Raw genomic sequence first — 12,782 nt, 5'->3', positions numbered from 1 at the left:
CTCCTCCTCAAATCCCCCGTACCCATTCAGAATGACGAGGGCCCCGCCGGGGGCGACTTTGTCGCGCCCGGCGGGGCCCTCGTCACTCTCGCTGGCGGAGGCGGAGGGATTTGAACCCTCGATGGGGCTATAAACCCCAAACCCGCTTAGCAGGCGGGCGCCATAGACCGGACTAGGCGACGCCTCCTCCGCGCAGCTTTCGCTGCAGCCCTGAAAGGTTATCCGACCCGCCCCGCCACACCAAACCGCCTCCCCCCGACACGTCAACACAGGAGACTCACACCTGGGCTTCGGCCGGCGTCGAGCTTCGTCACCAGATTGAGACATTTCCTCCTTCATCCCTCATGATGGAGTGTCAGGGGCAGCTTTCGGTGCCCTCACACGCAACAGAGAGGGCCACGATGGCGAGGCAGGCGGAGCACGAACCATCCGGTGCGCACGCACCGTCCGACGTGACCCGCTCGAGCGAGCGTCAACGCCGCCGTGCGACGCTACGCCGCTCTCTGTCGTTGACATTTCTGAGCACCCTCGTCCCCGGCCTCGGGTTGATGTGGACGAAACGTCGCACCGTCGGCGTCATCCTCCTGCTCATCGCCGTCATCGCCGGCATCGCTCTCAGCATCTTCCTCCTGAGCGGTAACGTCCTCACCGGCGCCGCCAACGTCCTCACCTCGACCGGCCTCAAGCTCGCCCTCGTCGCGCTGGCCGCTGCCCTCGTGCTGTGGTTGACGTCGATCGTTCTCACCGCGCGCACGACGCACACCGACGGCTGGTCGCACCGCGGCGACATCCTGTTCAAGGCCTTCACCGCCCTCATGTGCCTCGCCGTGACGATGCCGCTCGCGCGCGCCGTCAGCACCGTCACCGTCACGCAGGACGCGTTCGGCACCATGTTCATCAAGAACGGCAAGGGCGCCGCCTCCACCAAGGAGAACGCGTTCAAGAAGAAGGCCCGCGTCAACCTCATGCTCGTCGGTTCCGACGCGGGTAGCGACCGCACGGGCATCCGCACGGACTCGCTCATGGTCGCCTCGATCGACACCCACACGGGTGACACGACCCTCATCAGCATCCCGCGCAACTGGAACTACGTCCCGTTCCCCGAGTCGAACCCGCTGCACAAGCTCTACCCGAACGGCTTCCACTGCCCCGAACGTGGTGCGGGCGACCCCTGTTGGATGGATGCGGTGTGGAGCGAAGCCGACACGCAGCACCCGGAGTTGTTCCCCGGTGAGCAGTACGCCGGCCTCAACGCGACGCGCGACGTCGTGCAGGAGATCATCGGCATGCCGATCGACTACTCCACCGTCATCAACCTCAAGGGCTTCCAGGACCTCGTCGACGCCATGGGCGGCGTCGACATGACGATCCCTCCCGGGGGCATCGCCATCGGTGGCAAGATCGAGGGCGGCGCGATCGTGCCCGGCTCGATCACCGGCCGCATCCCCGAAGGACGCCAACACCTGAACGGTCAGCAAGCCCTATGGTACTCACGCAGCCGCGTCGAGACCGGCGACGGCGACCGCATGCGCCGTCAGCGCTGCATGGTCAACGCACTCATCGACCAGACCAACCCCATCTCACTGGTCAACCAGTTCCCCTCGATCATGAAGGTCGCCAAGGAGAACATCCTGCTCGACCTGCCGCAGAGCGAACTGCCCGACCTCGCCGACCTCGCGAACACGATGAAGAAGGGCCAGACGAAGAGCGTCAACCTCGCCTACCCCGTCATCAGCGACAGCCACCCCGACTACGACAAGGTGCGCGCCCTCATCAAGAAGGGCATGGATCGCTCGACGCCGGCCCCGAAGCCGAAGTCCAGCTCGAGCGCTTCGTCGTCGACCGCCCCGAACTCGTCGTCGAGCAGCGCGAGCACCAGCTCGTCGAGCAGCGACCAGGCCATCGACGACACCACGGCCACCTGTTGATCGTGCGCACGACTGAACGCAGACTCGGCTGCGCCGCCCACCCCACGAGGGACGGGCGGCGCACTCGTCTGCGTGACGGGCCCCGCCCGAGCATGACGGAGTCGGCGCACGACGAAGCCCCCAGCCGAACGGCTGGGGGCTTCGTACGAAAACGCTACGAGATCAGATGATCAGGCAGCCGTGACGTTCGAGGCCTGCGGGCCCTTGTCGCCCTGCGTGATCTCGAACTCGACGCGCTGACCCTCGTCGAGCGAGCGGTAGCCGTTGGTCTGGATGGCGGAGAAGTGAACGAAGACGTCGGCGCCGCCGCCGTCCTGCTCGATGAAGCCGAAGCCCTTCTCAGCGTTGAACCACTTCACAGTGCCCTGTGCCATGGGAAATCCCTCAATCTGTTTCTCTGCGTTGAGCCTGCACTTTTTGCAGGCTCAGGCTGATGTGCATGCCGTGAACGCCTGAGGTGATGTACAACAGGGGTAAAACCGGGTTCTGCAAAGCAACCACCCTCACGCTAACACGAGCGGCCCCGCGGGCTTCATTCCACGCGTCCCGCGAAGGTGAACAGTTGGTGACCCGCAGCAGCTGGAGCAGTGGGCGGAGAGCGTCACTTCCAGCCCGAGCAGGACCTCGAGCGCGCATCGGAGCATCGAGCCGGGTAGGTGTGCGCCGCCGGTGTCACTCGTTGCGCATCGACAGCGGTGTGGCGCCGCCGTCCATCGCTGCCGCGAGTTCGGCCTCGGCGGCCGCGCCCTGGGCGGCACGCACCGAGCTCAGCTTGGCGACCGAGTACAGCAGCAGCGCGAGCCCGGCCACCTCACCGGCGACGGCGAGGGGCGTGTCGCGCAGTTGGTCGCCGTAGACGCTGACACCGATGAGGACGCTGAACAGCGGATCGAGCGAGGCGACGACGGGCAGCACGACGTTGAGAGGCGCCGCCGCGAACGCCACCTGGTTGAGCGCCAGACCACAGGCAGCGAGCGCGATGAGCACCCACAGCTGCCACGACGTCAGCACCGCGTCGAGACCGAAGAGGTGTGAGATCTGCGTCGTCGACTTCATCAACCCGGCCGTCGTCGCGTAGACGATGGCGACGGACGCTGCGAGCGCCCGGGCACGCATCCGCGGGCGCATCGAGCGCGTGCCGAACACCGCGCCGAGGACGAACAGGCCGCCCACGACGGCGAGGATGATGGCGGGCACGCGACGACCGATGGCCGTCTCTCCGTGTGCGGAGATCGCGTCGGAGACGAGCAGGAACATCACGAGGCCGGCGACGAGCGTCAGCGAATGGAGGATCTCCGAACGTGTCGGGCGTGTGCGCAGCATGACGTGGTTGAGCCCGAGGCTGATGACGAGCGACATGCACAGCACCGGCTGCACGACCGAGAGGCTGCCGTACTTGAGGGCGAGGATCTGGAAGACGACGCACAGCCCGTCGAACACCATGGCGATGGCGAACGTCGGGTTCGCGACCCAGGCCACTGCCGCGGCGCGCAACCCGCGCCGGGGGTGCTTCTCACCGTCTGCTCGCTCGTCGGCCGCCGGCTGCTCCACGGCATGCTGTGCGGCGCGGTGCTTGAACACCGTCGACAGCGCCGCACACGCACTGGAGGCGACAGCCAGCAGCAGGACGAGCAGCATGCGACCTCCGAGCGACGACGTTGTCGGACGCCACGGCATCGGCCTCCCGGCCTCAGGGTACTGGCCGAGGGCGGTCAGGGACGTTCAGGCACGGCGGTGCACGACTGGGAGTTCTGCGAAGGTGTCCAGACCCATCTCGCGCCGCAGAACCTCCGCCGCAACGGCCCGAGCCGGCTCGAGGTCTGCGTCGACGAAGGCCAGGCGCGTGCGGCGCTCGACGAGATCGTCGAGCGTCATGGCACCCTCGTGCCGCACCGCGTGGACGAACTCGGCGACCAGCGTCGACGATCCGGGCACGACGCGCTCGGCGTAGAACGACGATTCGTCGGCGATCGCGGCCACCGACGGGGCCAACGTGCCGTAGCGGCGCACGAGCCGCTCGGGCGCCGCGACGCGAGCGAGGACGTCAGTCGGGGCTGCGCCGAGAAGCGGAAGCTCACGCGTTCGGCACGATGCGATCACGCCTCCGACGCGCCGGGCGACGGCGTCGACGGCGTCCTGCGCCATGCGACGATACGTCGTGAACTTTCCTCCCGTGATGGTGATCGGGGCGCCCGGCTCGTCGAGGAGCAGGTGCTTGCGCGAGGCGTCGGCGGTCGCGCCTTGCCCGCTCGAGGCGTCGGCGCGCGTCACGAGCGGTCGCAGACCAGCGAAGCGCCCGACGACGTCGTCGCGCGTCAGCGGACGGGCCAGGACGGCGTTCATCGTGGCGAGCAGGAACTGCTCGTCTTCGTCCGGGACGGAAGGCGCGAGCGGGTCGGCGTCCGGGTCGGCCTCGTCCGTCAGCCCGATGAGGACGAGCCCGTCGGCGATCGGAATCGCGAACACGTAGCGGCCAAAGTGCCCGGGCACCGGTGCGACGAGCTGCGCCGAAGGGTCACCCACCGCGCTCGCCCGGACGACCAGGTGCGAGCCACGCGAGGGCGTGACGGTGAGACGCTCGTCGTGCTCGCCGCTCCACACCCCCGTCGCGAGCACGATGTGGCCGTGGGCGACGAACGACTCCCCCGTCAGCTCGTCGGTGAGCTCGACGGACTCAGAGTCGAGCGGACGCGCCGCACACCGCGTCACGACGTCGGCGCCGTGCGCCGCGGCGGTGCGCGCGAGGGTCGTCACGAAGCGCGCGTCGTCCTCGAGCTGGCCGTCGGTGTAGCGCAGCGCCGCGCGGCCGCGCACTGCGCCAGGGACGAGCGACTCGACGTCACGCACCCGAATGCGGCGCGGCGCGGCGAGGACATTCGACGGCGTGCGGCTGACGCGGCGCAGCCCGTCCGAGAGGGTGATGCCGAGGTTCGAGACGGCCGCCTCACCGATGCCGGTGTCGAGCACCACCGTGTGCAGCGGCCGCACGAGATGCGGCGCGATGCTCGTCATCAGGTGATGACGCTCGCGCGCCGACTCGTAGGCGACGGCGAGGTCACCCTTTGCGAGATAGCGCAGGCCGCCATGGATGAGCTTGCTGCTCCACCGACTCGTCCCTGCCGCCAGATCGACGCGCTCGACGAGCGCCGTGCGCAGCCCGCGCGACGCCGCGTCGAGCGCCACGCCGGCACCCGTCACCCCGGCGCCGACGACGATGACGTCGTAGCGCTCGTGGGCGAGGCGGTGCAGTGCCGCAGCGCGTTGGGTGGGGTTGAGGCTGCCCACGCTGGGGTCACTGGCGGGGTGGCAGGGGGCGGTCGACATCAGGAGCGGCCTTCCGTGGGGGTGGTCCGGTGGTCAGAGGCTGCCGGGCTGGGCGCGAGGTACCTGTCGAGCAGATGGGCCGCCTCGACGAGCCACACCTGACGAGGGGCGATCTGCTCGAGCGGTCGACGACTGACGAGGTAGGGCATGAGCGCCTGCATCGCGCCCATCGCGAGGACGTCGGCCGGCGCATCGCGCACCGAGCCATCGAGCTGCGCGAGGGCGATCGCGGCGCTCAACGCGTCGAGAATGCTGCGCTGGCTGCGCCCGACGCGTTCGACGAGATAGGGCAGGAGCAGTTCGGGGTCGTGCTCGATCAGCGCCTGCGTGAACTCCGTCGAGAGCGCCTCGAGCGTGGTGATCGCGGCGCGGACGATGACGTCGCGGGTGACGGCGCCCGCCTCGCCGTCGGCTGGTTCGTTTGCGGGTTCGCCCGCGGGTTCGTTCGCGGGAACCTGGGGCAGCGCGTCGCTTGCGGCGGCGGCGAAGTCGGCGACGAGGGCCTCGCGCACGAGGTCGTCGAGCGTCGCGCCACGTCGGTAGAGGGTGGCCCGACTCATGCCTGCGCGGCGGGCCACCGACGTCATCGTCGCGCGGCGAAAACCGTAGGCGATGACCTCCGCCCGCACTGCGGCCAGGATTGCATCGTCCTGCGTCATGCGTCCTCCTCGCTGTGCGGTCGCCGCCACGATTGGCCCGTCGAAACGATGAAACATTGAGACAAATCGTGAGTCAGTGTCTCACGCACGGCATGATGGAGACATGAAGGATGACGCGAACCTCGTCGAGACCGCCCCGCGCTCGGTGTGGCACGGCTGGGGAGACCCGCAGCTCAAGAAAGAACTCTCCCCGCTCGTCTGGCGCGGGTTGAAGCTCGCCAGGGGCATCGAACCGGCTGAGCAGGACACTCCGCCCGTCGCGCTCGACGACGTCGAGCTGCCCGCCTCCACCCTCGACGACGACGACCTCGCCGCCCTGCGCACACTCGTCGGCGACGCGCACGTCAGCGTCGAACGACGCGAGCGCATCGAGCACGCCGGGGGCAAGAGCTACCCCGATCTGTACCGGCTGCGCACCGGCGACGGCAGTCACGCGCCGGACGCGGTCGTGTTTCCCGCCGACGGCAGCGAGGTCGTCGAGGTGCTGCGCCTCGCCGCGCAGCGTGAGATCGCCGTCGTCCCGTTCGGCGGTGGCACGAGCGTCGTCGGCGGTGTCGACCCCGTGCGCGGTCGGTTCGCGAGCGTCATCAGTCTCGACCTACGGCGCCTCGACGCCGTTGTCAGCATCGACGAGACGTCGCGCACCGCGACGCTCCAGCCCGGGCTGCGCGGCGCCCAGCTCGAAGCCGTGCTGCGTCCGCGCGGACTCACGCTCGGACACTTCCCGCAGAGCTACGAACAGGCAACGCTCGGCGGATATCTCGTGACGCGCAGCTCCGGGCAGGCGTCCTCCGGGTACGGACGGTTCGAGCAGAACGTCGTCGCCGTCACCCTCGCCACGCCCGAGGGCGAGCTGACGCTGGGCGGGCGGACTCCCAGCTCGGCGACGGCCGCCGGGCCGAAGCTCATCGACGTGCTCATCGGCAGCGAGGGCACGCTCGGCGTCATCACCGAGATGACGCTGCAGCTGCACGAGGGACCGACCGAGTTCGCTTACGAGACCTGGGCGTTCGACTCGTTCACCGACGGGTTCGACGCGTTCCGGGCGCTCGCGCAGGATCTCGGCCACGGCGTCATGCCGGACGTCAGCCGCCTCTCCGACGGCGAGGAATCACGCACGATCCTGGCCCAGTCGGCGCAAGGGCTCGCGGCGATGGCGACCTTCGCCGCGCGCGGCGCCCGCGAGCCGTCGCTCGGGGTGCTGCGCTGGGAGGACACCGACCGCACCACCCTGCGTCGGCGCCGGCGACAGGCGCACCGCGTGCTGCGCGCGTCGGGTGCGCGACGTGCGCCCGCGTCGATCGCCGAGCACTGGATCAGCCACCGCTTCCGCGGGCCCTACCAGCGCGACCACCTCATGGATCGCGGCATCTTCGTCGAGACGCTCGAGACGGCGACGACGTGGGCGAACCTGCCGACGCTCTACCGCGCGGTGCGCGATGCGATCAGCGCCGAGATCGGCCCGCACGCCGTCGTCCAGTGCCACGTCTCGCACCTCTACGACGGCGGCGCCTCGCTCTACTACACGTTCTTCTGCCGCGAGGAGAGCGACCCGCTCGCCCAGTGGCGCCGCGTCAAGACGGCCGCGAGCGACGTCATCGCGGCACACGGTGGCACGATCACGCACCACCACGCCGTCGGCACCGACCACCGCGCCTGGGCCGCTGACGAGATGGGCGAGCTCGGCGCGCGCATCCTGCGCGCGGTGAAGAACGAGCTCGACCCGGCCGGAATCCTCAACCCCGGCAAGCTCGTTCCGCCGGTCGACGACGCCCCCGACGCGTGCGAGGCCGGGGCGTCATGACGCGGCCCGTCACCCTGGTCGTCAACCCGGCTGCGCGCAAGGGTGCGACGCTGCGCATGATCGATCCGGTGACGGACATCCTGCGCGCGCACGGTTGGCGCGTCGACGTCGTGGTCACGCGGTCCGCGGACCACGCGTCGCAGGTCGCCGCCGACGCGAGCGTCGACGACCTGCTCGTCACGCTCGGCGGCGACGGGCTCTACGGGCGGGTGGCCGCGGGCGCCGTCGTCAGCGGCTGCCTCATGGCGCCGTTGCCCGCGGGGCGTGGGCACGACCTCGTCCGCGCGCTCGGGGGCCCGGGCGACGTGCGACGCGCCGCGCAGCTGCTCGCCGTAGCGCGCGAACGCCGCCTCGACGTCGGACTGGCCGGCGACGGCGACCCGTCGACCGCCACGGTCTTCCTCGGCGTGGCGACGCTCGGCTACGACTCGATGGCGAACACGTACGCCAACGACGCTCCGCGCGCGGTGCCGAGTTCGCTCGTCTACGCCTACGGCGGCGCTCGAACGCTCGTGCACGCGCGGCCGCGACCGTTGACGCTCGTCGTCGACGGGGTGACGCACGAGTTCACCGGGTGGAACGTCGCGATCGGCAACTCGGGGCGATTCGGCGCCGGGATGCGCGTCAACCCCGACGCGTCGATGAGCGACGGGTTGCTCGACGTCACCGTGGTCACCGACATCCCACGCTGGCACTACCCGGCGATGCTGCCGCGCCTGTTTCGCGGCACCCATGTCGACGGGGTACGTGTTCGAGCGCTGCGCGGACGCGAGATCCGCGTCATCACGCCCCACGTCGGGGATGTCTATGCCGACGGCGACCTGCTCGAGGCGTCGCCGACGACGTTCCGTGCGCTGCCCGACGCCCTGCGCGTCCTCGTGCCGGCGCCCTGAGACGCCTGAGCGTCGAGCCGTCAGCGCCCGACGTAGGCCTCGACGCGCGCCGCGGCGAGCTTGCCGCTGACGAGCACCATCGGCACGCCGACACCCGGCACGGTGCCGGAACCGGCGAAGAATACGCCGGGGCGGCGGCGTTCGACGTTCGGCGGGCGGAACGGGCCGGTCTGCAGGAACGTGTGGCTGAGCGCGAACGGCGTTCCCGCGGCCATACCCTGCGCCTGCCAGTCGGTGGGATCGACGAACTCGTCGGTGACGATCGTCGTCGGGTAGCCGGCGTCATCGAGGAAAGCGAGCAGTTCCTCCTTCATGCGCGGCCGCTCGGCCGCCCAGTCGACACGCCCGACGTCGAGGTTGGGTGCGGGCTCGAGGACGTACAACGTCGAACAACCCTCCGGCGCGGCGGTGGCGTCGTCACGAGACGGAATGGTGACGAGCCGCGACGGGTCCTGCATCCGCGTGCCGCGCACGAGCAGATCGTCGAACGACTCCTCCCACGCCGTGCCGAAGTGGATGTTGTGGTGCGCGGCGTCGCTCGGCACACCCTCGACCCCGAGGTGCCAGACGACCGCGGACGGCGAGTACGTCGCACGCTTCAGGACGGCCGGCGGTTCGAGGTCGTCGAGCAGCGTGCGGTAGGCGATGGGCAGGTCGGTCGTGCAGACGATCGCGTCACACGGCAGGTGCTCGTCACCACTCGGGCCGGACATCTCGACCCCGGCGACGGCGCCGTCAGCGCGGGTGAGGATGCGCGTCACCGTCGTGTCGTAGCGCTGTTCGACGCCTGTGCGCCCGAGCGCACGCGCCATCGCCTCGGGCACCTCGCGCATGCCGCCGGCCGGGAACCAGACACCCTCGATCGAGTCCATGTACGTGATGACGGCGTACAGCGCGAGCGCCTTCTCCGGCGCGAGACCTGCATACATCGCCTGGAACGAGAAGATGCGGTGCAGGCGTTCGTCGTCGAAGCGCTCGCGGATGACGGGCCCGAGGTGACGGAACCCGCCGAGCCTCACGAGCCGCGCGGCTGCAGCCGGGTTGCGTAGCAGGTCGAGGGGTGAGTCGAAGTTCGCGTCGATGAAGTGCGGCATCTCGACCTCGTAGAGCCGCCGCAGCCACGCGACGAAGTCGTCGAACGCCGCTGCGTCCTTCGCGCCGCACTCGCGCGCGATCTCCTCGCGCATCGCCTCGTGGCCGTGGCGGACGAAGATCGTCGAACCGTCCGCGTAGCAGGCGCGGTAGGCGGGGTCGAGCAGCGTCAGGTCGAGCACATCGTGCACGCCCACGCCGATCTGCGCGAGGGCTTCGTCGACGAGGTCGATCATCGTCAGGACGGTCGGGCCGGTGTCGAACGTGAACCCGTCCCGCTCGAGGCGGATACCGCGCCCACCCGCCTGCGCCTGCTTCTCGACGATGACGACGTCGTGCCCGGCGCCGCGCAGATGACAGGCTGCGGCCAGGCCGGCGAGGCCGGCTCCGATGACGACGACGCGACTCATGCGAGATCCTTCTCATCGAGGGGTTCGTGTTCTTCGTGCTGCGTGTGCTCGTGCGCGGTCTCATCGTGCGGGAGCGCGAGCGGCGAGAGGCCGTTCTCCCCCAGCTGCTCGGCGAGCAGCACGATCTGCTCGGCTGCCCACGGGCTGAGCAGCGCCGGAGTGCGACGCGCGAGGTGGACCGCGTCGGGCCAGGCGACCCAGGCCCACTCGCATGCCTCGTCGGGGTGCGGTTCGAGCTGCGCCGGGTCGATGCGCCCCACCAGCACCGGGCAGATCTCGTGCTCGACGATGCCGGACGCGTCGACCGCGCGGTAACGGTAGCTCGGCAGGACGACGCGCAACTGCGTCACATCCAGCCCGAGCTCTTCACGCACGCGCCGGCTCACCGCGTCCTGCGTGGGTTCGTCGGGGCGCGGATGCCCGCAACAGGTGTTCGTCCACACACCCGGCCACGCGACCTTCGTCAGCGCGCGACGGGTGAGCAGCAGGCGACCCGCGTCGTCGAGCAGGTAGCTCGAGAAGGCGCGATGCAGCGGCGTGTCACGGGTGTGCACCTCGGCGCGCGGGCACGTGCCGATCGCGGCGCCGTCATCGTCGAGCAGGACGACGACGTCGTCGGTCGCGGCCGGCACACCCGTAGTAGGAGCGGCGGGCGCGGCACCGAACGTCGCTTCCGCTGGCTTGCCGGGCGCGTCGATCATCGGCGTCTCGCGCATCGGGGGTGCTTCTTTCGAGTCGTCGGCGTGAGGTGCTGGATGATCCTGACGACGTTCACGCATCGCGCACCGCCAGTTCGTCGGCGAAACGCGTGAGTTCGTCACGCACCGCGCCCTGCGGCAGCGCCGCGAGAGCATCGAGGGCATCAGCGTGGCGATCGGCGATGCGGGCGACGGCCTGCGCGCGCACGCCCGCCGCGTCGAGGCGCTGCAACCAGGTGTGTGTCTCGGCCTCGTCGAGTGGTTCGCGACCCGGCGCCAGGCGTCGCGTCAGCTCGCCGTCGAGGGCCGAGTCGGCGAGGCCGAGGACGGTCGTCGGCTTGCGTTCGCGCAGATCCTCGCCCGCCGGTTTGCCCGTGACGGCGGGTTCGCCCCACAGGCCGATGATGTCGTCGGCGAGCGCGAACGCCTCACCGAGCGCGGCGCCGAATCGGCTCAGCCACGCCGGTGGCGCGCTCTCGCCGGCGAGCAACGCGCCGATCTCGAGGGGGCGCTGCACCGTGTACGCGCCCGACTTGGCATGCGCGACGCGGCGTGTGCTCACCTCGTCGAGGCGTGCCTCGGCGGCGAAGACGAGGTCGAGCCGCTGCCCGGTGACGAGCTCGACGACCGCTGCATCCCACGCGTCGGCCACGTGCTCCGGCAGAGCGCGGACGAGGCGGTTCGCGAGCGCGAACGCGAGATCACCGGCGAGGACGGCGACGCTGTCGCCGAGGCGCGCAGCGTCGGGGCCGTCGGGCTGAGCTGCGGCGGCTCTCACCTGGCGGTGCGCGGTCGGAGCGCCGCGTCGCGTGTCGGAGGCATCCATGACGTCGTCCTGCAGCAACCCGAACAGGTGCAACAACTCGAACGCCGCAGCGACGCGAACGACAGCGTCGGTGGTCGCGGGGTCGTCGTCGGGGTTGGTGCACTCGCGCGCCGCGAGGTACCCGAGGCGGACGAGCCGGGGCCGCACGAGTTTGCCGCCGGCTGCGAGAAGATCACGCACGAGCATCTCGAGCGACGATGCCTCGACCAGCGCTGACGAGGGCAGTCCGGCCGTCACCACACCGCCGGCGTCGGCCGCGAAGGCAAGGCTCTCGGCCAAGCGCGCCTGCACGGCGTCGAGAAAGCTGGCGGCATCGGTGAGACGGCACGCGTCGCTGCGGCGTCCTCCATCTCGACTCTCGGTGTCGCAGCGTCCCGCGGCGCGCCGCTCGAGCCCGAGTCCTTCGCGCCCGAAACGTCCGGCGTCGAGGGCGATGTCGTCCTGCCGTCCGCTCATCGGCCACGCCCTGACGAATCGCGACCTACCGTCGCGAGGCCACGCTCGCGCAGGCGCAGCGCCGCACGGGCGGCGCGCAGCGAGCGCGGGAACCGCGCCCGCGTCGGCACGCTCCACAGCTCGTGCCCGGGCAACCCCCAGTGGCGCAGCAACGCGTTCGCGGCCTGGAAACCGGTCGTCGCCGCCCGCTCCATGAGCGCGACGGGCAGCTCGCAGCGCACGCCGTCACCGGCGAGGACGAGCTTCGGCTGCGGCGTGACGACGCCCGGGCGCGCGGCCCACTCGTCCGTACCGGCGAGGGGGCAGTCGGCCTCGACGAGCACCTCCTCGTGCACCGGCTCGCACCCGGTGAGCTCAGGGTGCAGGCGCTCGAGCTGATGCCGTAGGTCGGCGAGCACTTCGTCATCGGTGACGTCGTCGGGCACCGCGTAAGCATGCAGTTCGACGACGCTGCCGCCGCACCGCTCGGCCCACTGCGCGGCGCCGTCCTCGAGGTCGTGGACGAGCGAGACGTTGTCGAGATGGCCGTACGCGGCCGTGCCGACGAACGGCGCGCTGCCCGCCGCGACGGGGCGGTCGAACCACAGTCGCTGCACGATGAAACGAGGCGCCATCTCCCCGGTCAGCACGGACGCACGCCAGGCCTCGTCGCCGAGGTCGGTGCCGTCGACGAGACGCTGCAGCACGTCACG

At 70.4% G+C, this 12,782-nt stretch carries 11 protein-coding genes and 1 tRNA gene; 3 read left to right on the top strand and 9 right to left on the bottom strand.

Annotated elements, in window-relative coordinates; translation table 11 throughout:
* Positions 1 to 92 precede the first annotated feature (92 nt).
* Positions 93 to 187, bottom strand: a tRNA-Ser gene (locus B2284_RS01965).
* A gap of 322 nt (positions 188 to 509) precedes the next feature.
* On the opposite strand from B2284_RS01965, the gene B2284_RS01960 reads away from it, so the two are divergent.
* Complete coding sequence (locus tag B2284_RS01960; RefSeq protein ID WP_160126172.1) at positions 510 to 1,928, top strand: LCP family protein; 1,419 nt, start codon at positions 510 to 512, stop codon at positions 1,926 to 1,928.
* Positions 1,929 to 2,098: 170 nt separating this feature from the next.
* On the opposite strand, the gene B2284_RS01955 is transcribed toward B2284_RS01960, so the two are convergent.
* The 4 genes from B2284_RS01955 to B2284_RS01940 all read right to left on the bottom strand — a co-directional run bounded on the left by B2284_RS01955 (position 2,099) and on the right by B2284_RS01940 (position 5,911).
* Positions 2,099 to 2,302, bottom strand: coding sequence for a cold-shock protein (locus B2284_RS01955; protein WP_006946709.1), 204 nt, complete (start codon positions 2,300 to 2,302; stop codon positions 2,099 to 2,101).
* Between the two features lie 298 nt (positions 2,303 to 2,600).
* The gene (locus B2284_RS01950) at positions 2,601 to 3,566 is read right to left on the bottom strand and encodes a DMT family transporter (protein ID WP_136788571.1); all 966 of its coding nucleotides are present in this window, start codon (positions 3,564 to 3,566) and stop codon (positions 2,601 to 2,603) included.
* A gap of 84 nt (positions 3,567 to 3,650) precedes the next feature.
* Positions 3,651 to 5,252 carry a glycerol-3-phosphate dehydrogenase/oxidase gene (locus B2284_RS01945; protein ID WP_240742518.1) on the bottom strand — a complete coding sequence of 534 codons (1,602 nt, stop codon included), beginning with the start codon at positions 5,250 to 5,252 and terminating at the stop codon, positions 3,651 to 3,653.
* A complete protein-coding gene (locus B2284_RS01940) occupies positions 5,252 to 5,911 on the bottom strand; it encodes a TetR/AcrR family transcriptional regulator (protein ID WP_170957229.1) in 660 nt (219 codons plus the stop codon). The genes B2284_RS01945 and B2284_RS01940 overlap by 1 nt, the downstream gene beginning before the upstream one ends.
* 103 nt (positions 5,912 to 6,014) lie before the next feature.
* Here B2284_RS01940 and B2284_RS01935 point away from each other — a divergent pair, with 103 nt between their 5' ends.
* Together B2284_RS01935 and B2284_RS01930 are read left to right on the top strand one after the other, a co-directional pair.
* Entirely contained in the window at positions 6,015 to 7,715 is a 1,701-nt protein-coding gene (locus B2284_RS01935; RefSeq protein WP_286697109.1) for an FAD-binding oxidoreductase, read from the top strand.
* Positions 7,712 to 8,608 carry a diacylglycerol/lipid kinase family protein gene (locus B2284_RS01930; protein ID WP_136788574.1) on the top strand — a complete coding sequence of 299 codons (897 nt, stop codon included), beginning with the start codon at positions 7,712 to 7,714 and terminating at the stop codon, positions 8,606 to 8,608. The genes B2284_RS01935 and B2284_RS01930 overlap by 4 nt, the downstream gene beginning before the upstream one ends.
* A 20-nt stretch (positions 8,609 to 8,628) precedes the next feature.
* Here B2284_RS01930 and crtI read toward each other — a convergent pair whose 3' ends face one another.
* From crtI to B2284_RS01910, 4 genes are all read right to left on the bottom strand, one after another.
* On the bottom strand, positions 8,629 to 10,110 hold the full coding sequence (gene crtI, locus B2284_RS01925) for a phytoene desaturase family protein (RefSeq protein ID WP_136788575.1): 1,482 nt from the start codon (positions 10,108 to 10,110) through the stop codon (positions 8,629 to 8,631).
* Positions 10,107 to 10,826 carry an isopentenyl-diphosphate Delta-isomerase gene (gene idi / locus B2284_RS01920; RefSeq protein ID WP_240742519.1) on the bottom strand — a complete coding sequence of 240 codons (720 nt, stop codon included), beginning with the start codon at positions 10,824 to 10,826 and terminating at the stop codon, positions 10,107 to 10,109. The genes crtI and idi overlap by 4 nt, the downstream gene beginning before the upstream one ends.
* A gap of 55 nt (positions 10,827 to 10,881) precedes the next feature.
* Positions 10,882 to 12,090: a polyprenyl synthetase family protein gene (locus tag B2284_RS01915; RefSeq protein WP_136788576.1), complete on the bottom strand. Its 1,209-nt coding sequence runs from the start codon at positions 12,088 to 12,090 to the stop codon at positions 10,882 to 10,884.
* The coding region (locus tag B2284_RS01910) for an FAD-dependent oxidoreductase (RefSeq protein ID WP_349676083.1) at positions 12,087 to 12,782 on the bottom strand (696 nt) is incomplete at its 5' end. The genes B2284_RS01915 and B2284_RS01910, both read right to left, overlap by 4 nt.

The sequence above is a fragment of the Dermacoccus sp. UBA1591 genome, from assembly GCF_002322065.1.
Lineage (GTDB): Bacteria > Actinomycetota > Actinomycetes > Actinomycetales > Dermatophilaceae > Dermacoccus > Dermacoccus nishinomiyaensis.
This window is presented reverse-complemented; position numbering and strand designations above follow the sequence as displayed.